The sequence below is a fragment of the Janthinobacterium pasteuri genome, from assembly GCF_051380775.1.
GTDB lineage: Bacteria > Pseudomonadota > Gammaproteobacteria > Burkholderiales > Burkholderiaceae_D > Janthinobacterium.
Genome location: NZ_JBNYXS010000011.1, coordinates 1 through 22,417, shown reverse-complemented (window position 1 = coordinate 22,417; position 22,417 = coordinate 1). Strand labels below are relative to the sequence as shown.

General features: G+C 63.6%; 26 protein-coding genes and 1 pseudogene. 18 read left to right on the top strand and 9 right to left on the bottom strand.

The window, feature by feature from the left end; translation table 11 throughout:
- Nucleotides 1–44 precede the first annotated feature (44 nt).
- The gene (locus tag ACQ4WN_RS13065) at nucleotides 45–962 is read right to left on the bottom strand and encodes a LysR family transcriptional regulator (RefSeq protein ID WP_436551928.1); all 918 of its coding nucleotides are present in this window, start codon (nucleotides 960–962) and stop codon (nucleotides 45–47) included.
- Nucleotides 963–1,078: 116 nt separating this feature from the next.
- On the opposite strand from ACQ4WN_RS13065, the gene mdcA reads away from it, so the two are divergent.
- The 9 genes from mdcA to mdcH all read left to right on the top strand — a co-directional run bounded on the left by mdcA (nucleotide 1,079) and on the right by mdcH (nucleotide 8,372).
- On the top strand, nucleotides 1,079–2,755 hold the full coding sequence (gene mdcA, locus ACQ4WN_RS13060) for a malonate decarboxylase subunit alpha (protein WP_436551927.1): 1,677 nt from the start codon (nucleotides 1,079–1,081) through the stop codon (nucleotides 2,753–2,755).
- Nucleotides 2,755–3,636 carry a triphosphoribosyl-dephospho-CoA synthase gene (locus tag ACQ4WN_RS13055; RefSeq protein ID WP_436551926.1) on the top strand — a complete coding sequence of 294 codons (882 nt, stop codon included), beginning with the start codon at nucleotides 2,755–2,757 and terminating at the stop codon, nucleotides 3,634–3,636. The genes mdcA and ACQ4WN_RS13055 overlap by 1 nt, the downstream gene beginning before the upstream one ends.
- Entirely contained in the window at nucleotides 3,623–3,931 is a 309-nt protein-coding gene (locus tag ACQ4WN_RS13050; protein ID WP_436551925.1) for a malonate decarboxylase subunit delta, read from the top strand. The genes ACQ4WN_RS13055 and ACQ4WN_RS13050 overlap by 14 nt, the downstream gene beginning before the upstream one ends.
- Nucleotides 3,928–4,782, top strand: a complete 855-nt coding sequence (locus ACQ4WN_RS13045; RefSeq protein WP_436551924.1) for a biotin-independent malonate decarboxylase subunit beta — start codon at nucleotides 3,928–3,930, stop codon at nucleotides 4,780–4,782. The genes ACQ4WN_RS13050 and ACQ4WN_RS13045 overlap by 4 nt, the downstream gene beginning before the upstream one ends.
- Complete coding sequence (gene mdcE / locus ACQ4WN_RS13040) at nucleotides 4,779–5,591, top strand: biotin-independent malonate decarboxylase subunit gamma (RefSeq protein ID WP_436551923.1); 813 nt, start codon at nucleotides 4,779–4,781, stop codon at nucleotides 5,589–5,591. The genes ACQ4WN_RS13045 and mdcE overlap by 4 nt, the downstream gene beginning before the upstream one ends.
- Nucleotides 5,592–5,652: 61 nt before the next feature.
- Complete coding sequence (gene madL / locus ACQ4WN_RS13035; RefSeq protein ID WP_436551922.1) at nucleotides 5,653–6,066, top strand: malonate transporter subunit MadL; 414 nt, start codon at nucleotides 5,653–5,655, stop codon at nucleotides 6,064–6,066.
- Nucleotides 6,059–6,823, top strand: a complete 765-nt coding sequence (gene madM / locus ACQ4WN_RS13030; protein WP_436551921.1) for a malonate transporter subunit MadM — start codon at nucleotides 6,059–6,061, stop codon at nucleotides 6,821–6,823. Before madL ends, madM begins: the two co-directional genes overlap by 8 nt.
- Complete coding sequence (locus ACQ4WN_RS13025; protein WP_436551920.1) at nucleotides 6,823–7,440, top strand: malonate decarboxylase holo-ACP synthase; 618 nt, start codon at nucleotides 6,823–6,825, stop codon at nucleotides 7,438–7,440. The genes madM and ACQ4WN_RS13025 overlap by 1 nt, the downstream gene beginning before the upstream one ends.
- Nucleotides 7,437–8,372, top strand: a complete 936-nt coding sequence (mdcH, locus tag ACQ4WN_RS13020; RefSeq protein ID WP_436551919.1) for a malonate decarboxylase subunit epsilon — start codon at nucleotides 7,437–7,439, stop codon at nucleotides 8,370–8,372. Before ACQ4WN_RS13025 ends, mdcH begins: the two co-directional genes overlap by 4 nt.
- On the opposite strand, the gene ACQ4WN_RS13015 is transcribed toward mdcH, so the two are convergent.
- Nucleotides 8,369–10,699, bottom strand: coding sequence for a TonB-dependent receptor (locus ACQ4WN_RS13015; RefSeq protein WP_436551918.1), 2,331 nt, complete (start codon nucleotides 10,697–10,699; stop codon nucleotides 8,369–8,371). The genes mdcH and ACQ4WN_RS13015 overlap by 4 nt on opposite strands.
- 617 nt (nucleotides 10,700–11,316) lie before the next feature.
- On the opposite strand from ACQ4WN_RS13015, the gene ACQ4WN_RS13010 reads away from it, so the two are divergent.
- Genes ACQ4WN_RS13010 through ACQ4WN_RS13000 form a run of 3 tightly spaced genes read left to right on the top strand, consistent with a single transcriptional unit; the run spans nucleotide 11,317 to nucleotide 12,250 of the window.
- Nucleotides 11,317–11,478: a response regulator gene (locus ACQ4WN_RS13010; RefSeq protein WP_436551917.1), complete on the top strand. Its 162-nt coding sequence runs from the start codon at nucleotides 11,317–11,319 to the stop codon at nucleotides 11,476–11,478.
- Between the two features lie 24 nt (nucleotides 11,479–11,502).
- A complete protein-coding gene (locus ACQ4WN_RS13005; protein WP_436551916.1) occupies nucleotides 11,503–12,018 on the top strand; it encodes a hypothetical protein in 516 nt (171 codons plus the stop codon).
- A gap of 7 nt (nucleotides 12,019–12,025) precedes the next feature.
- A complete protein-coding gene (locus ACQ4WN_RS13000; protein ID WP_436551915.1) occupies nucleotides 12,026–12,250 on the top strand; it encodes a hypothetical protein in 225 nt (74 codons plus the stop codon).
- A 69-nt stretch (nucleotides 12,251–12,319) separates the two neighbouring features.
- Here ACQ4WN_RS13000 and ACQ4WN_RS12995 read toward each other — a convergent pair whose 3' ends face one another.
- The 4 genes from ACQ4WN_RS12995 to ACQ4WN_RS12980 form a co-directional block, all read right to left on the bottom strand.
- On the bottom strand, nucleotides 12,320–13,537 hold the full coding sequence (locus tag ACQ4WN_RS12995) for an MFS transporter (protein ID WP_436551914.1): 1,218 nt from the start codon (nucleotides 13,535–13,537) through the stop codon (nucleotides 12,320–12,322).
- A 284-nt stretch (nucleotides 13,538–13,821) separates the two neighbouring features.
- Nucleotides 13,822–14,295 (bottom strand): DUF6328 family protein, encoded by a 474-nt coding sequence (locus ACQ4WN_RS12990; RefSeq protein WP_436551913.1) that lies wholly within the window; start codon nucleotides 14,293–14,295, stop codon nucleotides 13,822–13,824.
- Between the two features lie 74 nt (nucleotides 14,296–14,369).
- Nucleotides 14,370–15,077 (bottom strand): hypothetical protein, encoded by a 708-nt coding sequence (locus tag ACQ4WN_RS12985; RefSeq protein WP_436551912.1) that lies wholly within the window; start codon nucleotides 15,075–15,077, stop codon nucleotides 14,370–14,372.
- A gap of 109 nt (nucleotides 15,078–15,186) precedes the next feature.
- Entirely contained in the window at nucleotides 15,187–15,399 is a 213-nt protein-coding gene (locus tag ACQ4WN_RS12980) for a hypothetical protein (protein WP_034751103.1), read from the bottom strand.
- A gap of 260 nt (nucleotides 15,400–15,659) precedes the next feature.
- Here ACQ4WN_RS12980 and ACQ4WN_RS12975 point away from each other — a divergent pair, with 260 nt between their 5' ends.
- Nucleotides 15,660–16,079 carry a YidB family protein gene (locus tag ACQ4WN_RS12975; protein WP_436551911.1) on the top strand — a complete coding sequence of 140 codons (420 nt, stop codon included), beginning with the start codon at nucleotides 15,660–15,662 and terminating at the stop codon, nucleotides 16,077–16,079.
- Nucleotides 16,080–16,246: 167 nt separating this feature from the next.
- Here ACQ4WN_RS12975 and ACQ4WN_RS12970 read toward each other — a convergent pair whose 3' ends face one another.
- Nucleotides 16,247–17,272 (bottom strand): LacI family DNA-binding transcriptional regulator, encoded by a 1,026-nt coding sequence (locus tag ACQ4WN_RS12970; protein WP_436551910.1) that lies wholly within the window; start codon nucleotides 17,270–17,272, stop codon nucleotides 16,247–16,249.
- On the bottom strand, nucleotides 17,259–17,900 hold the full coding sequence (locus tag ACQ4WN_RS12965) for a hypothetical protein (RefSeq protein WP_436551909.1): 642 nt from the start codon (nucleotides 17,898–17,900) through the stop codon (nucleotides 17,259–17,261). Before ACQ4WN_RS12965 ends, ACQ4WN_RS12970 begins: the two co-directional genes overlap by 14 nt.
- Nucleotides 17,901–18,048: 148 nt before the next feature.
- On the opposite strand from ACQ4WN_RS12965, the gene ACQ4WN_RS12960 reads away from it, so the two are divergent.
- The 5 genes from ACQ4WN_RS12960 (at nucleotide 18,049) to ACQ4WN_RS12940 (ending at nucleotide 22,316) form a co-directional block, all read left to right on the top strand.
- The gene (locus ACQ4WN_RS12960; RefSeq protein ID WP_436551908.1) at nucleotides 18,049–19,299 is read left to right on the top strand and encodes an Hsp70 family protein; all 1,251 of its coding nucleotides are present in this window, start codon (nucleotides 18,049–18,051) and stop codon (nucleotides 19,297–19,299) included.
- Nucleotides 19,300–19,337: 38 nt separating this feature from the next.
- Nucleotides 19,338–19,967, top strand: coding sequence for a 3'-5' exonuclease (locus ACQ4WN_RS12955; RefSeq protein ID WP_436551907.1), 630 nt, complete (start codon nucleotides 19,338–19,340; stop codon nucleotides 19,965–19,967).
- 176 nt (nucleotides 19,968–20,143) lie between these two features.
- Entirely contained in the window at nucleotides 20,144–21,532 is a 1,389-nt protein-coding gene (locus ACQ4WN_RS12950; protein ID WP_436551906.1) for a tetratricopeptide repeat protein, read from the top strand.
- Nucleotides 21,533–21,666: 134 nt separating this feature from the next.
- Nucleotides 21,667–22,143: a DUF4262 domain-containing protein gene (locus ACQ4WN_RS12945; protein ID WP_436551905.1), complete on the top strand. Its 477-nt coding sequence runs from the start codon at nucleotides 21,667–21,669 to the stop codon at nucleotides 22,141–22,143.
- Nucleotides 22,140–22,316, top strand: coding sequence for a DUF6386 family protein (locus tag ACQ4WN_RS12940; RefSeq protein ID WP_436551904.1), 177 nt, complete (start codon nucleotides 22,140–22,142; stop codon nucleotides 22,314–22,316). Before ACQ4WN_RS12945 ends, ACQ4WN_RS12940 begins: the two co-directional genes overlap by 4 nt.
- Here ACQ4WN_RS12940 and ACQ4WN_RS12935 read toward each other — a convergent pair.
- A pseudogene (locus tag ACQ4WN_RS12935) lies at nucleotides 22,303–22,417 on the bottom strand (IS1595 family transposase); the annotation flags it as partial. The gene ACQ4WN_RS12940 and the pseudogene ACQ4WN_RS12935 sit on opposite strands and share 14 nt — an antisense overlap.

Sequence of the window (22,417 nt, the reverse complement as noted above, 5' to 3'; positions counted from 1 at the left end):
GGATTCTGGGCCCGGGGAGCCCGAGGTTTCGGGGTTCGATGTAATCATGCGCTTCGCTCACCACGCCCATACAAGCGGCACTCGGCCGCCAGCGCCAGTAAATTCGGGTCGCGCTCGCGGCTGCTGAGCATCAGCAGGGTGATTTGCTGGTGCGAGCCGTAGCGCGCGTCGAGGGGCAGCAGTTCGATGCGCGAACTGAAGGAGCGCACCCGGCCCGGCAGCAGGCTGTAGCCGATGCCGCCGCTGACGAGGTTGATCAGCGAGAAGATGTCGCCCACGCGCATGGCCGTGTCGGGCACGAAGCCTGCCAGCTCAAACGCGTGGTTGAAGCTTTGCGAGGTCACAAAACCCTCGTTGAGCGTGACGAATTTGTCCTCGCGCAGCTGCTGCAAGTCGACCGATGCTGCCCCCGCATAGGGCGAGGCTAGCGGCGCGGCCAGGTAGACGTCGTCCTGGAACAGGGGCACGGACACCAGGCCCGCATGCTGTTCGTCTTCCTGCACGCCGATGATGATGGCGTCCAGCCGGCCGTCAGCCAGGCTTTGCAGCAGGTCGCGGTTCGAGCCCAGCGTCAGGTCGATGTCCAGTCCCGGCCGGCGCAGCTTCAGGGCGATCACCAGCTGCGGGATGCAGTGCAGGGTCAAGGAATACAGCGAACCGATTTTCAGGCGCACGGGGTTGATGCCCGACATTTCGCGCACCTTGCGCACGCCTTCCTCGCATTCGGCCAGCGCGCGCCGGGCCGATTCGGCAAAGGTGTAGGCCGCATGCAGGGGGATCAGGCTGCGGCCCTCGCGCTTGAACAGGGGGCAGCGCAAGCCGTCTTCCAGCGAGTGCAGGGCGCGGTGCACGCTGACGGTGCTCTGGCCCAGCGCATCGGCCACGCGCGCCAGGTTGTTCAATTCCATGAAGCTGAGAAAAACTTCCAGCTTTTTCAGGGTAATTTCTTCGTTGATGGCCATGGCTAGCCTCTTTCATGGAGGTTCATTAACTTCAGAGTAATGAACATGGTAGCAGGTTGATTGTCGCGGTGACGCTTTCGTTCTATCGTCAGGGTTCGATAGCTCACTTCGGAGGCATGATGTCAACCGCCACAGCAGCGCCGGCGCAGCGGCAAAAACAATGGGACACGCGGCGCACCGAGAAACGCCGCCGCCTCGACGCCGTGCGCCATTACGCGAACGGACCCGTGCTGCAACAGGGCGACATGGTCGCCGTGCTCGAAGCCTTGCTCGCGCCGGGCGACCGTGTTGTCCTCGAAGGCAATAACCAGAAGCAGGCCGATTTCCTCGCCCGCATGTTGACCCAGGTCAATCCCGACAAGATCAACCATCTGCACCTGATCATGCCCAGCGTCAGCCTGCCTGAGCACCTGGACCTGTTCGAACGGGGCATCGCCCGCAAGCTCGATTTTTCCTTTGCGGGCACGCAAAGCCTGCGCATCGCCCAGTTCCTGCAGGACGGTTTGCTGGAAGTGGGCGCCATCCACACCTATATCGAGCTGTATGCGCGCCTGTTCGTCGACCTGACGCCCAACGTCGTCATGGTGGCCGGCTACATGGCCGACCGCCAGGGCAATCTGTACACGGGTCCCAGCACGGAAGATACGCCCACTTTGGTGGAGTCGGCGGCCTTCCGCGATGGCATCGTCATCGCCCAGGTGAACCAGATCGTCGACGATGTCAGCGACTTGCCCCGCGTCGACGTACCCGGCTCGTGGGTCGACTTCGTGGTGCAGTCCGACAAACCGTTCTTCATCGAGCCTCTGTTTACCCGCGACCCGCGCGTGATCAAGCCCGTGCACGTGCTGATGGCCATGATGGCGATCCGCGGCGTGTATGAAAAACACCAGGTGCAGTCGCTCAATCACGGCATCGGCTTCAATACGGCCGCCATCGAGCTGATTTTGCCCACCTACGGCGAGCAGCTGGGGCTGAAAGGCAAGATTTGCCGCAATTGGGTGCTCAACCCCCATCCCACCTTGATACCGGCCATCGAGACGGGCTGGGTCGAGAGCGTGCACTGCTTCGGCGCGGAACTGGGCATGGAAGGCTATGCGGCCGTGCGGCCCGACGTGTTTTTCACGGGCCGGGACGGCTCGATGCGCTCGAACCGCGCCCTGTGCCAGCTGGCGGGCCAGTACGCGGTCGACCTGTTCATCGGTTCAACCCTGCAGATGGATGGACTGGGCAACTCGTCCACCGTGACGAATGGCCGTCTGGCGGGCTTTGGCGGCGCGCCCAATATGGGCCACGATCCGCACGGCCGGCGCCACCCGACACCAGCCTGGCTGGACCTGATCGAGACGGACGACCCTCTGGCGCGCGGCAAGAAGCTGGTGGTGCAGATGGTAGAAACGTTCCAGGATGGCGGCCAGCCCACCATCGTCGAATCGCTCGACGCGGTGGCCGTGGGGCAGGCGAGCGGCATGCCGCTGGCGCCCGTGATGATCTATGGCGACGACGTCACCCACGTGCTGACGGAAGAGGGCATCGCCTATCTGTACAAGGCCCGTTCGTTTGAGGAGCGCAAGGCCATGCTGGCGGCGGTGGCTGGCGTGACGCCCATCGGCCTGCGCCACGACCCGAAGAGCACGGCCAAATTGCGCGCCGACGGCCTGATCGCGCTGCCCGAGGATATCGGCGTGCAGCGCGGCGAAGCGAACCGCTCGCTGCTGGCGGCGAAAAGCATCGCCGATTTGGTCGAATGGTCTGACGGCCTGTATCAACCCCCCGCCAAATTCAGGAGCTGGTAATGACGACAATGATGATGACGACAGTGCCGGTGCGGCAACGCTCTGCTGCCCTGGCGCGGCAGGTGCTGCAGGCGCTGCTCGATGAAGTGACCTTGACGCCGAAACCGGGCCTGGTCGATTTGCGCAGCCGTGGCGCCCACGCGGACTTGAATTGGGCCCTGATGTGCCATTCGGCCTGCGCGCTGCAGCCCGTGTTTTCCGCCATGGCGCAAGCGGGTTGGGAAAGCGACGATGACGACGGCCTGCGCCAGCGCATCGGCGCTATCGGCCGCGATGGCGAAGCGCTGATGCTGGCGGCCACGGATGGCGTGAATACGCACCGGGGCGCCATCTGGGCGCTGGGCCTGCTGGTGACGGCAGCGGCGCAGCTGGGCGCGCGCGGCGCGTCGCTGGCGCCGCAAGCCGTGGCGGCGCGGGCCGGCGCGCTGGCCCGATTGCAGGACCGCAGCGCGCCAGGCGAGACGGGCAACAAGGGCGAGCTGGCGTGCCGCCAGTATCGGGTGGACGGTGCGCGGGGCCAGGCCCGCGCCGGTTTTCCCCTGGTGACGGGCGCCGGTTTGCCGCAGCTGCGCGCCTCGCGGGCACGCGGCGACAACGAAACGACGGCGCGCCTCAACGCCTTGCTGGCGATTATCAGCCAGCTGGACGACACCTGCGTGCTGTCGCGCGGCGGCGAGACAGCCTTGCTGGCATTGCAAGCGGGAGCGGCGCAGGTGCTGGCGGCGGGCGGCGCGGCCACTGCCGCCGGGTCGCAGGCGCTGCTGGCGCTGGAAGCGGTGGCGCTGGCGCGCGGCGTGTCGCCGGGAGGCGCGGCCGATCTGCTGGCGGCGACGCTGTTCCTGGATCGATTGACAGAAGGAGAAGCGCATGGAAACGCGTAACTACGAATTTCCCGCCGGGCCGGCGGCGGCAGGGCGCGCCTTGGCCGGCGTGGTCGGTTCGGGCGACCTGGAAGTGCTGCTGCAGCCGCACGACGATGGCGTGATCCGCATCGTCGTCAACACCTCCGTGGACGGCAAGGGCGCCGTTTGGGATGCGCTCTTGCAGCGCGTATTCGGCGGCGAGCCGCTGCCGGCGGCCAGCATCGTCATCAACGACTGCGGCGCCACGCCAGGCGTGGTGCGCATGCGCATCGAGCAAGCTTACGAAGAATTGCAAGCGGGGAGGGCGGCATGAGCACATTACAACAACTACTGGAGCGCGACAGCTTCATCGAACGCAGTGCGCGCAGCCGGGCACGCGCCTTGCTGGACGCGGGCAGCATGCGCGAGTTGCTCGACCCGTTCTGCGGCATTGCTTCGCCATGGCTGCCGCGCCAGGGCGTGACGGCGCAGGCGGACGATGGCGTGGTGGTGGCCAAGGGCCTGTTCGACGGCCAGCCGGCCGTGGTGCTGGCCATTGAAGGCGCTTACCAGGGCGGCAGCATGGGCGAGGTTGGGGGCGCGAAGATCGCCGGCGCGCTGGAACTGGCTGCGCGCGACAACCGCCAGGGCGTGCCGACGCGCGCCGTGATCCTGTTCGAGACGGGCGGCGTGCGCTTGCAGGAAGCCAACCTGGGCCTGGCGGCCATTGCCGACATCCATGCGGCCATCGTCGACTTGCGCCGCTACCAGCCTGTCATCGGCATCACGGCCGGCACCGTCGGCTGCTACGGCGGCATGTCGATCGCGGCGGGCCTGTGCAGCTACCTGGTGGTCACGCGCGAAGCGCGCCTGGGTCTCAACGGCCCGGCCGTGATCGAGCAGGAGGCGGGCGTGGACGAATTCGACTCGCGCAACAAGCCGTTCATCTGGAGCCTGACGGGCGGCGAGCAGCGCTTCCACAGCGGCCTGGCCGACGCTTATGTGGAGGACGACACGGCGCAGATGCGCGCCACGGTGGCCGAATTGTTTCAGCGCGGCTTGCCGGCGCAGCACCGCAGCGATCAGGCAGAGGGCTTTCTGGCGCGTCTGGCCGAAGTGGACGCCAGCGTGCAAGCCACGCCGGACGCCGTGCGCACCATCTACAGCAAAGGAGTCGCAGCATGAATGCCATCACCGATACCAGCCGCGGTGCCATCTGGCTGGCGGCCCTCACGAACAACGCCGCGCCGCTGGAAGGCTACCCCGCTTCCGTGCGCGTGGTGGATGCGCCGCTGTCGGGTGAAGCGGCGCGCTACCTGGCGGTGCTGCCCGATCCGGACAACCGTTTTACGCGCGCACGCACGGGTGAAATCGGCCTGGTCGAAGCGTGGCAGCTGGCGCGCGCCGTGCAGCAGGTGGTACACGAAGACCACGCGCTGGCCGTCAAACGCCCCATCGTCGCCGTCATCGACGTGGCCAGCCAGGCGTATGGCCGGCGCGAAGATGCTTACGGTATCCACCAGGCGCTGGCCGGCGCGGCGGGGGCCTATGCCGGGGCGCGCCTGGCCGGCCATCCCGTGATCGGCCTGATCGTCGGCAAGGCCATGTCGGGCGCTTTTCTTGCGCACGGCTACCAGGCCAACCGCCTGATCGCCCTCGATGATCCGCAAGTGATGGTGCACGCCATGGGCAAGGCGTCGGCGGCGCGCATCACCTTGCGCACGGTGGCGGCACTGGAAGCGCTGGCCGAGACCATCGCGCCCATGGCCTACGACATCCGCAACTACGCCACCCTGGGGCTGCTGTGGCAAACCTTGCAGGTGGCGCAGCCGGATGCACCGTCAAGCGGGGATGTAGCCCAGGTGCGCGCCAGCCTGCAGGCGGCCCTTAGCGATATCCGCGCCGACCCGCAGCGCGACCTCTCCAGCCGGCTGGGCGCACCGCACCGCCAGGCCTCGGCAAAAGTAAGGGAGGTGCTGGGGCAGCAATGGTAAGGAGCAGGTGAAACACAAGAGAAGACAAAAAGTCATTCCTATTCCTATAACGGAGACAATCATGATCATTTACGGAACCGCACTGCTGGCCCTGTGCCATTTGCTGGGCATCTTCCTGGGCGACCTGCTCGGGCAACTGATGGGCGTCAAGACCAACGTGGGCGGGGTGGGCATCGCCATGCTGCTCTTGATCTGCGCCCGGCTCTACATGCAGCGCCGATCCTGGCTGCCGCAGATGACGGAGCGGGGTGTCGAATACTGGGGCGCCATGTATATTCCTGTGGTGGTAGCCATGGCGGCGCAGCAGGATGTGGTCGCGGCGCTGCGTGGCGGTCCGGTGGCCGTGCTGGCCGCCATCGGTTCCGTGCTGGTCTGCGGCGCCGTGATTTCTCTGATTAACAGGATGGAAAGCCCGGCCGCCATCGCCGCCGCCGAAGCTGAGTCGATTCTGATCAAGGAGCACCGTCATGCTTGACATCTTTGAAAAAGCCGCCATCCACAATGGCCTGGTGACGGCATTCGCCTTTGTCGGCCTGATCATGCTGCTGTCGGTGGCGCTGTCGAAGTATCTGACCCTGGGCCGCGTGCATGGTTCGGCCATTGCCATCGTGATTGGCCTGGGCCTTGCTTACTGGGGCGGGGTGCATAGCGGCGGCCATAAGGGCCTGGCCGACCTGTCGCTGTTCGGCGGCATCGGCCTGATGGGCGGCGCCATGCTGCGCGACTTCGCCATCGTCGCCACCGCCTTCGAGGTGCAGGCGACGGAGGCCCGCAAGGCTGGCTTGATCGGCGTCGTGGCGCTGATGCTGGGCGTGGTGCTGCCCTTCCTCGTTGGCGCCGGCGTCGCCTACGCGTTCGGCTACTCGGATGCCGTCAGCATGACCACCATCGGCGCCGGCGCCGTCACGTATATCGTGGGCCCCGTCACGGGTGCGGCCATCGGCGCCAGCTCGGACGTCATGGCCCTGAGTATCGCGGCGGGCCTTATCAAGGCCATCCTGGTGATGGTGGGCACGCCCGCTGCCGCGCGCTTCCTGCGCTTGAAAACGCCGCGCTCGGCCATGGTTTTCGGCGGCCTGGCCGGCACCGTCAGCGGCGTATCGGCCGGCCTGGCGGCTACCGACCGCAAGCTGGTGCCGTATGGCGCGCTGGTGGCCACGTTTCACACAGGCCTGGGCTGTTTGCTGGGGCCATCGTTGCTGTTCTTTGCCGTCAAGGCGGTGGTGACCTGATGCAGAGTCCTCGCGCGCATGATTTGCTATGGACTTCCGGCTTGCCGCACGGTATGTCCTTGCCCGCCTGGGCCGATGCAACCTGGCTGCGGGCGGCGCCACTGGTGGTGCGGCGCGCCAGCAGCATGCCCGGACGCATCCCCGTGGGCATGCGCGGCCTGCTGCGCAGCGAGCGGCATGCGTGCGAAGTGGAGGCGGCTGCCGTGCTGCACCGCGTGACGCCGGAAATGCTGGCGCGGCTGGCGCGCGCGCCGCTGCCTGGTTTTTCCTGCGCTGCGCTCGATGCGCTGCGGCAGGTGGCGCCCCTGCTCGACGCCACGGGCTGGGACTGGGGCCCGACGGGCGGCGTGGGTTTCGCGCTGGCCAGCGGCTTGCCCGTGCTGCGCGCCGACAGCGATCTAGATATCGTGCTGCGCATCGACGCGCCACCGGATGGCGCGCAGGCCGAAGCCCTGCGCGCCATCGCGGCGAGTGTCACGGCGTGCCGGCTGGACTTACAGATCGACACGGGCTTTGGCGGCTTTGCGTATGCTGAATGGGCGGCGGGCCGTGGGAAGGTCTTGCTGAAAACAGATCGTGGCCCAATTCTGACGGCCACGCCATGGGAGCTTGCATGAGCGTGTTATTTACCTTCCCTGGCCAGGGCGCCCAGTATCCGGGCATGCTGCATGCGCTGCCGGACGATGCGGCAGTGCGGGCGGCCCTGGACGAAGCGGCGGTAGTGTTGGGCCGTGATCCACTGGCGCTGGACACGGCCGCCGCGCTGGCATCGACTGGGGCCGTGCAACTGTGTCTGCTGATCGCGGGCGTGGCGATGGCGCGTTCCCTGGCTGCGCGTGGCGCGCTACCCGACATGCTGGCCGGCTTTTCCATCGGCGAGTATGCGGCGGCGGTGGTGGCTGGCGCGCTCGATTATGCGGATGCCCTGCGCCTGGTGGCGCGGCGCGGGCAACTGATGGAACAGGCGTATCCGGCCGGCTATGGCATGGCGGCCATCATCGGGCTTGAACTGGCGCGACTCGAATCGTTGCTGGCCCAGGTACACGGCGCCGGGCAGCCCGTGTATATCGCCAACCTGAACGCGCCGCGCCAGATTGCCATTGCCGGCAGCGAGCCCGCCCTGCAAGCCGTGATGGCGCTGGCCCTGGCGCACGGCGCCAGCAAGGCCAAGCGCCTGGCCGTCAGCGTGCCGTCGCACTGCCCGCTGCTGGACGCTGCCGCGCTGGACTTGCGCGCCGCCTTCGACGGCGTGACCGTGCGCCGCCCGTCGCTTGTCTACCTGAGCAGCAGCGCCGCGCGCGCGCTGTTCGACCCGGACCGCATCCGCGACAGCCTGGCCGCCAACATGGCGCAGCGCGTGCAGTGGACCGCTACCTCGCGCCTGGCGTGGGAGCGGGGCGCGCGGCTGGCGCTGGAAATGCCGCCGGGCAGCGTGCTGACGCGGCTGACGGCGCCCGATTTCACCGATGGCGTGGCCGTCTGCTGCGATGGCAACCGGGGCGACAGCTTGCTGGCGCTGGTGCTGCGCGAGCGGGGCGGCGCGTCTTAAAGCCTGGCGCTCAAGCCAAGCTGGAAGCTACGGCCCGGCAGGGGCGCGATGTATTTCAGTGGAGAATTGTGCGGCCTGGCATCATCATCGAGGAGGTTGCTGCCGCTGATGAACACTTCGATGCCTGCAAACGGCGAATTCGGCACCTGGATTTCGCGGCTCACCTGGAAGTTCACCATGGTGTAGCCGTCGAGCGGGACTTCCTCGCTGCCATTCTTGCCCAGGTATTTCTGCTTGTCGTACCAGGTGCTGGAAAGCCTGGCCTTCCACCCCTTGTTTTCCCACAGCAGATTCGCGCCGTAGCGGTTGGTTGGCATGTTGGGCAGGTACGTGCCGTCGTTATGCGCGCGCAGCTTGTCCGGATTGTCCGCCTTGTTCTTGACCAAGTCGGCAAATGCAGAGAGGTTCAGCTTGCCGTAACTGCCAAGCTGAATAAGCTGGGAGGCGTCGAGCTCGAAGCCCTTGACCGTCGTATCGGTCTGTTTCCAATATTTCAATGGCAGGCGATTGGCCATCTGGGCTCCTGAGTGACCCAGATAGAGATAGTTCTCGTAGCGCATGACGTAACCGGTTGCCGACATGGTAAAGCCTCGATTGCCGAACAGGGCGGTGAGTTCGGTATTCCGCGCGCGTTCGGCCTTCAAGTCCTGGTTGCCTTCTTCCTGGGTCATGATCGAATAGTGGCGGTTGCTCGCATACAACTCATTCACATCGGGCGCTCTTTCCGACGATGCATAGCGCACCTTGGCACCGAAAAGCTGGCCAAGCTTGGCCGAGGCCCCCAGGTGATAGCTGTTCAGGCTGAACGCCCGGTCTTCGAGTTTGGCATTGGTCGCATTCCTCGACGTCTTGAATCCGCTCTTGCGGATTTCGTGGTCCACTTTTTCATGGCGAAAGCCGGCATCGAAGGTGGCCCAGTCGATGTCGACGCTTTCTTTCACGAAGAGCGCCTTGCTGACCGTGCTCGCATCGGGAAGGTAAAGTTGCGGGCCGCTACCGGCAATATCCCTGGCCTTATGGCTCAGGCCAAGCAAGCCGCTCAAGGGGCCGGCGCGCCGGTGCGCGAGCAGGAGTTCGGCTTGATTGGTGCCAAACCGGAAGTCATTCGCGCTGGTGGCGCCAAGGCGTTCTCCCGATGCATTGTTCAAGCGTGACACGCGCAATTGCGCGCTTTCAACGTAGGCAACAGGGTCGAGCAGATTGGCTTCCAGCGCATATTTATCCTGCTTGATCACCACGCCGACGGGCAGTCCCGCATCATAATTCGCGCCGAACGACTTGTTTTCCATGGAAAATCCGGGGACGCCATACTCGCTGTCCTTGGAATCGAGACTGACTGCCACGTAGCCATGATCGAAAAAATAGGTGGTGCCAGCGGCAATGTGGGAGTTGCTGGCATAGCTGTTGCCCAGAGTGCCGTGGTAATCGGGGGTCACGTCCTTGCTGATCTTGTTTTGCACCATCGACGGCGTACCGGGTACGTAAGCGGGGTTGGCGGGATTGACGTAGGTCTTGCGTTGCCAGACGGACGTCGGCTGATTTGTATAGAAGGAAAAATCACCGTCCGCCCAGTCCGGATTTTCCGTCATGAACTGGTCGATAAACGGTTGCGAAGCCTTGTTGTAGACGCGCTGGATCCTCGCTTCTTTCTGGCAACTGTCGGCCAGAGAGGTATTCACGCCGCCCTCTGAGGGGAACAGCTGGCTGTTGCAAGCGCCGGCTTTGCTGTTGCCCGGAATATCGTAGTGTCCGATCTTCTGGAATGACATCTGCAAATTCGTCGAAAAGCGCTTCCCATCGTTGAAGTTCACGCGTAAGCCTTGGGCGTTGGCATCGTTGAAGCCCTTGCGCAGGACAAATTCCAGGTCCTTCTGCTTGTCTTCCATCTTCCTGGAAATGAGGCCGGAATCGACGTTGACGCTGCCGCCTATCGCATTGCCGCCGAAACGTACCGCGTCCGACGATTTGTTCACGCTCACGTTGCGCACGAAAAGTGGATCAAACGGGATATTGATGTCGCCACTGAGCGCATTCATGCCGAGGATGGACTGGCCATCCTCCAGGATCTGTACCCGGCTGCCGCTCAGGCTGCGGATCACCGGTGCGCCGGCATTCGGCCCGAAGGCGCTGCTTTGCACGCCAGAGACATGCTCGAGCAGGCCGCCCAGCGTCCTGTTCTGGACTTGCGTATTTTCGACCAGCACGACGCTGTCGATGGTGGAAGGCTTGTCTGCCCGGACTTTGATGGTGTGCAGGCTAACGTCGTCTGCCGCGTAGGCGAGCGGGGCAGTGGACAGTATGGCGGCTGCGAATACGTGATGGCGCATGGGACTCTCTAAAAAGGCGGATAGGGGTGCTGCCGCTGAACGCAGGCGCAGCATGAATATCTAGATGCAAGTGAGTTGCAATAATAGCCTGCGCGCCATTCTATTGCAAGTGAGCTGCATTTGATGGCATTGGCCGGGCTGGTGCATGGAAAGTGCGCAGCGCAGACAGCTGGCATGTGCCGGCTACTGTGGCGCAAAGTGTAGCGGTGTGATGGCCGCTATTCGCTGCGCGTTGCGCGTGCTCGGACCGGTGGCAAGGTGAGCGGCGCAGACGCAGTGAATCGGTTTTCTCCGTGATGGAATCGCTGGCCATGGTCAGGCCAGTCCAGCGGTGTATGACAGTCCAGAAAGCGCGCATGCGGCAAAAACCTTCAACATAAAACCGGTTTGTTGCCGCCATTGGGCGCCACCGTGGCGCACAGGGAGAGCCAGGCATACGCCTGGAACTTGATATTTCGATAATGAAAATCGTTCTGATTATTTGCCCTGGCGTGGCGTTTGTCCAGCATCAAAAGTGTTGCCCAGGGTTAAATTGCGCATGCTAAGATGTTAATTAAGCTACAATAAATTATTGTGATTTCTGACTTCCATCACCGGCGCTTCGGACCTGGGCGCCTATGATTTTGATCGCTACGCGCGGCTCGACACGCATGGCGCCGATTTGCGGCAAGTTATCCATGCCGTCGGCGGCGGACGCGGGCTTTGATTTGCACCTGACCAAGCCCGTGGATTTTTATGAGCTCGATGCGCTGTTGCAAAAGATGCTGCAAGCGCAGTGAGGATGGTATTGGCAGGTGAAAGTAATGGAACAACTGACAGAACTTGACATCGCCGTTTTCCAGCTCCGCATGGGCTTTGCGCCCGCGGACCGCTGCGTGGACTGGGCTGTGGAACGCCTGCGCCTGGACCAGGAAGGCGACGACCTGGACGTCGTGCTGCTGGCCAGCGCCCGTGGCCGCGATGAGGTGCTGCCGCTGGCAGACGTGATCATCGCGCGCTACCGGGGCGCGCAGCGCCTGGAAGACGAATTTCTCGCCGGCAAATACATCGTCGAATTGCGCGCCGCTTACCTGGCGGGCAGGGAAAGCGTGTCGTCGCTCGATGCCATCTTTACCCGCCTGTATCTGGCGCTCGATTATCCCGACTGGCTGGTCATGCTGAGCCGCAATTGCGAGTATGCGACGGATGTGCCGAATTTCGAGCAGCCGTTTGAGGATGAATTTCACTACATCGCCAGCCTGTGGGCGCAAGCGGAGAGTCTGGCCGCGTTCGAAAGTGCATACAGCCGACAGACTTCCAATGGCCATGACATCAAGTAAGGTGCGAATGATGGACAACAAGGTGCTGCGCGCGCTGGGCCTCACCGAAGCCATGCTGAGTCATCTGGATGGTGACAGCGTGGCGCCGCCATTCGACTACCGTTGCCAGGCGGCGCGCGCGTGGCGTGCCTCGCCTATTGCCGGGCGTGGCATGCTGCCCCAGTGGGAATCGGGCATCGTGCTCGATTACTTCCATTGCGCCTTTGAACACTCTCTGGGCGCCATCTCGTAACGTTGCGTCTAGATGGGCCCACATTTCCCGAGTGCGTCCGCCTGAGCAGGCCGCCGCTCGCTTACACCATCAAGCCGGCTGCGTGCCGCCCAGGCTGCGGCTGCGGTTTTCCACCAGCACGGAAATACCGAGCACGACGATGCCGCCGCAGGCCAGCATGGCGCCCACCCAGCCCGTCGAGCGTAAACCCATGCCCATGGCGATGGCGATGCCGCCGGCCCAGGCACCCAGGGCGTTGGCGATGTTGAAGGCGGAGTGGTTCAGGGCGGCAGCCACGGTTTGCGCATCGCCAGCCACGTCCATTAAACGCGTTTGTACGGCGGGGGCAACGGCAATGCCGGCGCCGATGGCGAACAGGTTGATCGCCGTCAGCCATACATTGCTGCTGGTATAAGTAAACGCGGCCAGGGCGGCCACGTTCCACAGCAGCACGCCAAATATGGTCCACAGGCGCGAGCGGTCGGCCAGCCAGCCGCCGATCAGATTACCCACCGTCATGCCGACACCGATAATGGCCAGCAAGATCGAGATGACCAGGGGCGAGACTTTCGTGATTTCCAGCAAGGTGGGCGTGATAAACGTGTAGACGGCAAACATGCCGCCGAAGCCGATCGCCACCATCAGCAGGGTCAGCCACACTTGCAGGCGGCGGAACACGCCCAGTTCGCGGCGCGGGCTCGAATCGCCGGCAGCGACCATGGGCACGAAGATGCGCACCATCAGCATGGTCAGCAAACCCAGTGCGGCGACCAGCAAAAAGGCCGAGCGCCAGCCCAGGGTCTGGCCGATATACGTGGCCAGCGGCACGCCGAAGATATTCGCCACGGTCAAGCCCATCAAGATGCGGGCCACGGCCTGGCCCCGTTTGTCCGGTTCGGCCAGCGCGGCCGCCACCAGCGCTGCCACGCCAAAATAGGCGCCATGGGGGATGCCGGCCACGAAGCGGGCCACCACCAGCAAGCCATAGTTGGGGGCGATGGCGCTGAGCAAGTTGCCGCCAGCGAACATCAGCATCAAACAGATCAGCATCAGCCGGCGCGGCATGCGCGCCAGGAAGATGGTGATTAATGGCGCGCCGATGACCACGCCCAGTGCGTAGGCGCTGATCATGTGGCTCATCTGCGGCAAGGTCGTGCCCAGGTCGTCGGCCACCACGGGCAAGATGCTCATGGAGGCGAATTCGCCCGTGCCGATGGCGAGGCCGCCGATGGCCAGGGCCAGGTCGGCATAACCAGCGCCAAAAGGCGCAGTGACGCGCGGAATTAGGGGGTCTACGGAGGCGTGCATGTTCTTGTTAGTTGGGTAAGGAATGACAGGGTGGAGAGGCGTGCGGTGGCCCGGCCTGAAGTGGCTATGCGCCACCAGAGTCGACGGCTGGCCGGTGTTTTCGGGCCATAGAAACTGCCCAAGGACAACATTGTAAAAGATTCGGGCAAGCTCTGCTGGGCGATGGCTAAAATCTGCTGCACTGCACACACCAGCGATTGCGCTTTTTGTTAACGATAACACGGAATGCATCCGCAGTTGGGGATCTTCCTCTAGACCTTGCTGGAGCAGGTGGGCCTCGCGGCCTAGATTTTCCTGGCGTGCTTCAAATGCAAGGGCAGCCACCACCACATGCAGATGATGAGTGAGCCCATCAGCACGCAGGCGACGATACCGGCGATGTGGCCGAACACTTCCGACATCACTAAATTGGTGCCGAGGATGAAAGCCAGCGCCAGCGACAGCGCACCCGCCATCATGATGCGGTCGGCCACGCGCTTGAAGCGCTCGCGGTCTTGCAGCGGGCGCATGACGCGGTGCTGGATGGCTGGCGCGCTGAGCAGCACCAGGCTGGTCATGGAGAGGAAAAAGGTCAGCAGGAAGACGATTTTTTCCGCCTGCACGATTTTTGCAAAACCGCCGTTGAAGGGCAGGATGATGAGGAAGGCCGTCAGCATTTGCGCGCCCGGCAGCAGGATGCGCAATTCGCTGAGCAGGTCGGACAAGTCGCCTTCCTCGCCGGGCTGGCTATTTTCGGCTGGTGGCGGGGCGTGCGGCATGGCGGCTTTCCTGATGGTGGCGATGCATCGAGTCTACGCGCACGCGGCACGCCTGACTGTGGCCCGGCGCACCTTCAGTCGCATTGCGCGATGTATAGACGCAGGCGCCACAGCGGCGACGAGACGATAGGCGTGGCGCTGTGCGAGGCGTCATGGCCGCACTGGCCGCAGCTGTGGCGGCGGTGCGGCGCCAGCGCAAAGCTGCCCAGATCCAGGTGCGGGTGGCCGCAGCGGGCGCAGTCGCTGCAGTCCAGCGGCGTGCCCGCCTGCAAGGCGGCGGCGTAGGCTTGCGCGGCGGGCGGCGTGATATTCAGTTGCACTATGTCGCGAGGAAACACGCCGGGCAGGGCGCGGCAGTCGATTGCCAGCGCAGCCGCGTCGCGCGCCAGCAGTGCGCCGCCCTCATCGGCGCGGGCGCGCAGTTGCAGCAGACCATCGGAGCCCAGGCGCAAGGTGGTGGCGTGATACTGCATGGGGTCGAACAGTTCCGGATACAGCACATAGCCCATGGGACTGGCGTGCTGGCGGCAACGCATCTGTTGGCTTGCGTGCCGGTCGGCCAGGTCGGCCTGCGTGCCCCAGTAGCATTGGTGCGTGCGGCACCAGTGGCGCGCCGCGCCATTGCGAAACTTTCCCGCGGGTAGCAGGTCGCACAGGACGATGGCGTCCAGTCCCGAGCCGGCGCGAAAGTGGCCCGTGATGTGGGCGGTGGTGACGGCAAGATGGCCCGTGCTCGCTCGCAGGGGCCAGCAGATACCGGGCAGGGTCAGCGGCGTGGCCAATGGCGCCTCCGCGTGGCTAGCGGCTTGCCAGCCGATAGTGGGCCGGAATGAAAAAACCCGCCGACTGGGGCGGGCTGTGCTGATGGGAATGCCAGGGTCATGGCCCGGTCTATTCTTCCGTATCGGCCAGTGTGACGATGGCGCGCGCCCACTTCGAGTATTTCAGGTTCGCCAGATCACGCACGGTCTTGATATTGAACGCTTGCTTGAGCAGCTCCGCATCCTTTTCGCTCACGCCTTGCAGCGCATCGACGGGCGCATCAGCGATTTCCTTGAACGTCTTTTTTTCGTAGGCTTTGTCTACCGCTTTATTGATGTTCATGTGTTGATACTCCTCAGTAAGTAGGAAAATTAATTCTACACGTTTTTGCGAAGCATCAATTTGCGCTTGCATGTTGTGCCGAACTAAATATGATGGAGGTGGGTGGCTCGACAGTGAGTCAGTCAAAGTGCTCGCCGTGAGATTGCAATTATAGCATTTATATTATTCATAGTATAATGTTTTCCATGGCGTAGAATGGTCTTCGCCATGCCGGACGCCGCAGTCACGCGGCACGAATCGATAGCGTTCAGGAGAATACGATGAGTTTGCTAGATCAACTTGCAGGACAGGCGATGAGCGCTTTGGGCAACAAGGGCGCGGATGGGGACGCGTCATCGGGATTGATGGCCAGTGTGATGGATCTGGTCAACCAGCATGGCGGCTTGCCCGGCCTGCTGCAGAAGTTCCAGGAAAGTGGCCTGGGCGACCAGGTGGCCAGCTGGATTGGCACCGGCGCCAATGCGCCCGTGTCCGGCGAGCAGATCAAGGATGCGCTGGGCGCCGACACGATCACCCAGATCGCTGAAAAAGCGGGCGTCGCCCCGGACGCGGCCTCGGGCGGCCTGGCAGTCTTGCTACCCCAGATGATCGACAAGCTGACGCCGAACGGTCAGGTACCAGAAGGCAATGACCTCGTCAGCCAGGGTTTGAATATGCTCAAGGGCAAGATCTTCGGTTGATACAGCCGCTGCAGCAACAAAAAACCTCGCGGCGATGCGAGGTTTTTTTATGTGCAAGGTGTCTGAGTGAACAGTGTTAACGTCTGAAAAACGCCTGTGGCCAGGCGCCGCCCCGAAGACAGTACGACTGTACGGCAAGGGGCCGGCAACAACGCCACAGGCGTTTTTCAGGCGGCGGCCATCATGCCGAAGTGGGGAGGCGCTCCAGTCAGCCTTGCCGTACTCCCCTCCACCAGATACGAACAATAGCGGCGCCGTTCGGCGATGCCGCCGCGCCGCTCCATCAGTTCGCCCAGCATGGCGACGGCATCGGTGGCCATCTTTTGCACGGGCTGGCGCAGGGTGGTGATGTCGTAGCTGAGCCAGCCGGACGCTTCCAGCGCGTCGAAGCCGGCCACCGACATCTGCAGCGGCACCTGGATGCCCATCTGGTGGCGCGCCGTGTCCAGGCAGCCGATGGCCATGATGTCGTTGCCGCAAATGACGGCGTCCGGCACGCGGCCCAGGCGGTCGATGACCTTGCGCAAGCCCCGTCCGCCGCTGGCGTAGTCGTAGTTGCCGCTGACGACGATGGGCGCGGGCAAGCCCAGGGTGAACAGCCGGTCGAGCACGCCGGCCTTGCGTTCCTGCGCGACAGCCGAGTCGCCGGGGCCGTCGATAATGGCGAACTGGCGGTGGCCTGCCTCGGCCAGGCACGACACGAGCAGGCGCGCCGCTTCGGCCTGGTCGCACAGCACGGCATGCACGGCATGCTCGCGGGGGCTGCGGTTGAACAGCACCAGCGGCACGTCGCGGCGGGCGAATTCGGCCATCTGCTCGTCCGACAGGCCGGCGGCCACGATGGCGCCATCGACCTGGTATTGCCACACATCGCTCAAGACTTTGCCGATGTCCGCTTCGCGCTCCAGGGTAAACAGCAATAAACGCTTGCCCTGGCGGGCGATTTGCTGGCTCAGGTCGGACAGCACTTGCGGATAATACAAATTGGCCAGGTTGGAAATGATGACGGCCACCAGGTTCGAGCGCCGAGTGATCAGGCTGCGCGCGGCCGCGTTAGGGATGTAGTCGAGGCTGATGGCCGCCTGCATGACCTTGGCGTGGGTGGCGGGCGAGACGCTGGCGCCTGGCTTGAAGCAGCGCGATACGGCCGATTGCGACACGCCGGCCAGCAGGGCCACGTCATACGAGGTCACGCGCCGTGCGGCGCCGGTGACGGGGCGGGTGATGGGTGTCCGGGCTACAGTATTCTTTTTTCGCATATTGGTCTGGCAAGCAACCTGTCTCAAAGTATTCCTGCAGGCCCGGCCGCTTGTGGCGGCCTGGGCGGGCAGAATGAGCATAGCGCAAAAGATTGCTGTATAGCAAGACTGTTTTCTTGTTTATGTTGCAAAAAATATGACTGAATGGCAAGTGGTTTACTTGCTCCTCAATCATGCTTGCCCCAAAGTCGGAGCTGTCGCAGTGGCCGCTGCCATAGCGGCTGATGCGTCCTGGTGGGTCGATGCGGCGTACGCTGAAATCGCTGGCCAGCGTGGGCAACGGTAATTCCGCCGTGGCGCTCGCTTCCGTACCGCTAACGGTCAGGGGAATGCCCGGGTCGAGCACGCCATTGCCGTTGCGCTCGTAGGCAGCGTCAAAAATGCCGTTGCGCAAGACGTCTTCGTTGGCGCAGCCAGTGGTGCCGTGCAGCGACCAGCCGACGGACACCTGCGTATCGGTACCGCCTCCGCCGCCGCAGCCGGCAAGGGAAGCGAGGAAGACAGCCAGTAAAGAAGCGGGCAGCATCGCAGCGGGCAGGTGGCGCGGGAGGGCGTAGGGCACGGTGGGTCTCCGGGAGCTTGCTGTTTTGCACGCCGTCGCTACTTGATGCAAAGCAAGCTTGTTGTCTTGGCCATGCCGGAAGTATTTTTCTGGTGCAATGGCGTGCGTTCTGATAAAATAATGCCCCTTTATTCAGGGAAGGGTCGACATGGCCAATGCTTGCGGCGTCGATTTCGGCACGTCAAATTCCACGGTAGGCTGGGCACGTCCCGGGCAGAGCACCATGCTCGGCCTGGAAGATGGCAAGACGACCTTACCGTCCGTTGTCTTCTTCAATGCGGAAGACGAGGAAGTCAGTTTTGGCCGCGCGGCGCTGGCCGGTTATCTGGCCGGCTACGAGGGGCGTTTGATGCGCTCGCTGAAAAGCTTGCTGGGCACTAGCCTCATCGATGGCCAGACGGAAGTGGGCGGCCGCGCGCTGCCATTCCGTATGTTGTTGGCGCAATTCATTGGCGAAGTGAAACGCCGCGCCGAGCAGTCCGCCGGCCGCGAATTCTCGTCCGCCGTCTTCGGCCGTCCCGTTTTCTTTATCGACGACAATGCGCAGGCCGACCAGCTGGCGCAGGACACACTGGCCGAAGTAGCCCGTTCCGTCGGTTTCAAGGATGTCGCCTTCCAGTTCGAGCCGATTGCCGCCGCGTTCGACTACGAGTCGCAAATTGACAAGGAAGAGCTGGTGCTGATCGCCGACATCGGTGGCGGTACTTCCGACTTTTCGCTGGTGCGTTTGTCGCCGGAACGGGCGAAAAAGGCCGAGCGCCGTGACGACATCCTCGCCACCGGCGGCGTGCACATCGGCGGCACGGACTTCGATAAATATCTGAGCCTGTCATCCGTCATGCCCCTGCTCGGCTATGGCAGCCGACTGCATAACAATAGCGAAGTGCCGTCCAGCTATTATTTCAACCTGGCGACATGGCACACGATCAACCTGGCCTACACCAAGAAGATCTGGGTGCAGCTGGCCGACGTGTGTCGTGATGCGCGCGAGCAAGACAAGATGGGACGATTGCAAAAGCTGATCGACGAGCGCGCCGGCCACTGGCTGGCCATGAAAGTGGAAGAGGGCAAGATTGCCCTGTCCGACGCGGCTGAAGTGCAGCTGGAGCTGGACCGTTTGTCGCCCGCGCAAAGCTTGTTGCTGAAACGTACGCAATTCGACGAAGCCATCGGCCATTTGTGCGGTTCCGTGGAAGAAACCGTGCTGCGCTTGCTGCGCGACGCGGGCGTGGCGCCAGAAGCCGTCGACACCGTGTTCTTCACGGGCGGATCGAGCGGCGTGCGCCTGTTGCGCGAAAAGATCGCCGCCCTGGTGCCGGCCGCGCGCAAGGTCGAAGGCGACCTGTTCGGCAGTATCGGTGCGGGACTGGCGCTGGACGCAGTACGCAAGTTCGGCTAAGCTTGCCCATCGCAGCATCGCAGAAAGAGCCTTACTTCATGAATGTGTTTGACAAACCGATCGTCATGATCGACTTCGAGACGACCGGTCTGTCACCCGACATGGGCGACCGCATCACGGAAGTGGCGGCCTTGCGCATTGAAGGCGGGCAAATTACCGACCGTTATGTGACCCTGATCAACTGCAATGCGCGCATTCCCTCGTTCATCACGGGCTTGACGGGCATCACGCAGGCGATGGTGGACAAGGCGCCGCCCGTGGCCGAGGTGGTACCGCAGTTGCTCGATTTCATCGGCAGCGATGCCCTGTCGGCACACAATGCCAGCTTCGATGAAAAATTCCTGCGCGCGGAAAGCGCCAGGCTGAACCTGACGCCCGCACACCATTCGCTCGTGTGTTCCTTGAAACTGTCGCGCCGCGTGTTTCCCGGCATGGCCAGCTACAAGCTGGGCTTGCTGTCGAGCCAGCTGGGTATCGCCTTCAAGAGCGCCGCCCACAGGGCCGAGTCGGATGCGGAAGTGGCGGCGCAAGTGCTGATCCATATCGCCCGTCATTTGCGCAGCAACTACGGCATCGCCGACGTCGACGCCGACCTGCTGGTGTCGCTGAACAAGCTGGCGGCGGCGAAAGTGCCGCAATTCCTGCAAAAGCATCCATCACGCCGCTGATCTTCGCATCGCCTCTAAGCGGGCTCATCAAAACGATATAATTTTGTTATTTCGTTTGAGCCTGCTCAAGTCCATCCCCCGCATCGAATTTAAAATTTAGGCAACACACGATTTCGCCGCCCTGGGCCGCCGTTTTGCGCGTGCTGCCGGCAAGCGCAATGTGGATGGGGGCGCACATGGACAAGCACCATACTGCCAGAGATAGCCACCAGGCGTATATCTGGTTCCGCACGGCTGCCGAGCAGGGCAATGCCTACGCCCAGTTTAACCTGGGCTTGCTGTACAAGAAGGGCGAAGGCGTGGCGCAAGACGATGCGCGCGCCTTTGTCTGGCTACGCCTGGCCGCGTTGCAAGGGCTGGCTTTCGCGCAGAACCACCTGGGCGCCCTGTATTACCATGGCCGCGGCGTGGCGCAGAGCGACGAGGACGCCGTGCTGTGGTTTCGCCGCGCGGCCGCCCAGGGCGATGCCTCGGCCCAGCAAAACCTGGGGCAGATGTACCGCAAGGGGCGCGGCGTGCTGCAGAGCGACGAGCTGGCCCTGGCCTGGTTTTACCGCGCCTCCGAGCAGGGCGTGGCCAGCGCGCAATCGCTGCTGGGTATAGCGTATGCCCAAGGGCTGGGAGCGAAAAAGAACGATGCGCTGGCCCTGGCCTGGTTCCGCAAGGCAGCCTTGCAGGGCGATGCGCAGGCGCAGCTGAACCTGGGGCTCGTCTACAAGCGCGGCCAGGGCGTGGCGCAAAGCGATGCGCAGGCGCTGGCCTGGTTCCGCCAGGCCGCTGCCCAGGGCTTGGCCGTGGCGCAACGGCAACTCGGCGTGGCCTATGCGGAAGGCTTGGGCGTGGTGCCCGACCAGTTGCGCGCCTATGCCTGGCTGCAGCGGGCAGCCGAGCAGGATGACACCGAAGCCCAGTTCAACCTGGGCCTGATGCTGGCGCGCGGCCAGGGTGTGGACCAGGACGAGGCGCGCGCCCTCGCCTGGTACCGGCGTGCCGCCCTGCAGGGCCATTGCATGGCGCAATACAATCTGGGCGGCATGCTTGCGGGCGGGCGCGGCATCGCCCGCGATTTGCGTCAGGCGCTGGATTGGTATGCCAGGGCGGCGGCCCAGGGCGCGTCGAATGCGCAGTTCAACCTGGGCGTGATGTATGCCAATGGCCAGGGCGTGGAACGCGACGATGTGTGCGCCGTACGCTGGTACCGCACGGCGGCCGAACGGGGTGATGCTAGCGCGCAAAACAATCTGGGCGTCATGTATGTGAACGGCCATGGCGTGCCGCAAGACGACGGCCTGGCCGTGCAATGGTATGCGCGCGCGGCCGGCCAGGGCCATGCGCTGGCGCAGTACAACCTGGGTGGCATGTATAGCAGCGGGCGCGGCGTCGAGAAGGATTTACTGAGCGGCTACATGTGGCTGGCGCTGGCGGCCGAGGGCGGCGATAGCGGGGCGTCCCGGGCCAGGGACGCGGCTGCCGCGAGGCTGGACCCTGTCGACTTGCAGGAGGCGCAGCAGCGCATGCGGCAATGGCACCAGATGCGCTCCCCGCCGCTGCCACCGCCCGACTGAAGCGCTGGCTGTGCGCATGTGCGCGCGCAGCATGCGATAATTGCCGAAGGGCATGTCGTGGCGCACGCATTGCAACAATGCGGCAATGCGTACATACGTGCGGCGCAAATTCTTGGCACAGTGAAAGGTGGAACATGGTAAGGCAGGCAGGCGAGGATGCATCCGAGCAAAAAGTCATCGACGACATCGCCACGCATGGCTGGCATGGCGTCCATATCAGTGCTGACGAAGAAGGACCGGGTTATGCCTTCACCATAGGTGCTGGCCACAGTTTCGGCCAGCCTGAATTTCTCATCATGGGCTTGCCGCGCGCCATGGCCCACCAGATACTCGACGTGGCGCTGGACGCCGCGCGCAGCGGCGCCATCACGGATTTCACGGCCACCACGGACGTCTTGCTGGAAGGCCATCCGTGCGCCTTCGTGCGCGTGCCCGTCGAGCAATACCGCAACTATGTGGGCTATGCGCGCTGGTATTACCAGGGCGATGATTTTACGCTGTACCAGATCGTCTGGCCGTCGCGCGATGGCCATTTCCCGTGGGATGCCGGGGCCAGCGCACAGTACGTGGAGAGCCAGCCCCTGCTGGGACCGGCGCCGCTGGCGGCATGACGGCAGACACCTTCGTCAGAATTGTTACCGGCACGGCAACCCTGTGCGTGTTCGACCCGGCCCTCTTGCGCCATAAGCTGGACGATGAGTGCGACTGGTGGAGCATCCCCAGTGCGGAACTGGCTGCCGTGAATGCGGGCCAGGTGGCGTTTTTCAAGGCTATGTCACCGTAAGGTGTGGGAACTCTCCCATAGTTGCCTTCAACAATGTTTCCGGGGAGCGGATGCGTCCGGCGTCGAGTATCCAGCGCCACCCCAGATAATTCGGCAGGTAA

Bases quoted from the DNA above. Each gene is read 5' to 3' on its own strand.
- ACQ4WN_RS13065 (WP_436551928.1), bottom strand. From the start codon at position 962: ATGGCCATCAACGAAGAAATTACCCTGAAAAAGCTGGAAGTTTTTCTC.
- mdcA (WP_436551927.1), top strand. From the start codon at position 1,079: ATGATGTCAACCGCCACAGCAGCGCCGGCGCAGCGGCAAAAACAATGG.
- ACQ4WN_RS13055 (WP_436551926.1), top strand. From the start codon at position 2,755: ATGACGACAATGATGATGACGACAGTGCCGGTGCGGCAACGCTCTGCT.
- ACQ4WN_RS13050 (WP_436551925.1), top strand. From the start codon at position 3,623: ATGGAAACGCGTAACTACGAATTTCCCGCCGGGCCGGCGGCGGCAGGG.
- ACQ4WN_RS13045 (WP_436551924.1), top strand. From the start codon at position 3,928: ATGAGCACATTACAACAACTACTGGAGCGCGACAGCTTCATCGAACGC.
- mdcE (WP_436551923.1), top strand. From the start codon at position 4,779: ATGAATGCCATCACCGATACCAGCCGCGGTGCCATCTGGCTGGCGGCC.
- madL (WP_436551922.1), top strand. From the start codon at position 5,653: ATGATCATTTACGGAACCGCACTGCTGGCCCTGTGCCATTTGCTGGGC.
- madM (WP_436551921.1), top strand. From the start codon at position 6,059: ATGCTTGACATCTTTGAAAAAGCCGCCATCCACAATGGCCTGGTGACG.
- ACQ4WN_RS13025 (WP_436551920.1), top strand. From the start codon at position 6,823: ATGCAGAGTCCTCGCGCGCATGATTTGCTATGGACTTCCGGCTTGCCG.
- mdcH (WP_436551919.1), top strand. From the start codon at position 7,437: ATGAGCGTGTTATTTACCTTCCCTGGCCAGGGCGCCCAGTATCCGGGC.
- ACQ4WN_RS13015 (WP_436551918.1), bottom strand. From the start codon at position 10,699: ATGCGCCATCACGTATTCGCAGCCGCCATACTGTCCACTGCCCCGCTC.
- ACQ4WN_RS13010 (WP_436551917.1), top strand. From the start codon at position 11,317: ATGATTTTGATCGCTACGCGCGGCTCGACACGCATGGCGCCGATTTGC.
- ACQ4WN_RS13005 (WP_436551916.1), top strand. From the start codon at position 11,503: ATGGAACAACTGACAGAACTTGACATCGCCGTTTTCCAGCTCCGCATG.
- ACQ4WN_RS13000 (WP_436551915.1), top strand. From the start codon at position 12,026: ATGATGGACAACAAGGTGCTGCGCGCGCTGGGCCTCACCGAAGCCATG.
- ACQ4WN_RS12995 (WP_436551914.1), bottom strand. From the start codon at position 13,537: ATGCACGCCTCCGTAGACCCCCTAATTCCGCGCGTCACTGCGCCTTTT.
- ACQ4WN_RS12990 (WP_436551913.1), bottom strand. From the start codon at position 14,295: ATGCCGCACGCCCCGCCACCAGCCGAAAATAGCCAGCCCGGCGAGGAA.
- ACQ4WN_RS12980 (WP_034751103.1), bottom strand. From the start codon at position 15,399: ATGAACATCAATAAAGCGGTAGACAAAGCCTACGAAAAAAAGACGTTC.
- ACQ4WN_RS12975 (WP_436551911.1), top strand. From the start codon at position 15,660: ATGAGTTTGCTAGATCAACTTGCAGGACAGGCGATGAGCGCTTTGGGC.
- ACQ4WN_RS12960 (WP_436551908.1), top strand. From the start codon at position 18,049: ATGGCCAATGCTTGCGGCGTCGATTTCGGCACGTCAAATTCCACGGTA.
- ACQ4WN_RS12955 (WP_436551907.1), top strand. From the start codon at position 19,338: ATGAATGTGTTTGACAAACCGATCGTCATGATCGACTTCGAGACGACC.
- ACQ4WN_RS12950 (WP_436551906.1), top strand. From the start codon at position 20,144: ATGGACAAGCACCATACTGCCAGAGATAGCCACCAGGCGTATATCTGG.
- ACQ4WN_RS12945 (WP_436551905.1), top strand. From the start codon at position 21,667: ATGGTAAGGCAGGCAGGCGAGGATGCATCCGAGCAAAAAGTCATCGAC.
- ACQ4WN_RS12940 (WP_436551904.1), top strand. From the start codon at position 22,140: ATGACGGCAGACACCTTCGTCAGAATTGTTACCGGCACGGCAACCCTG.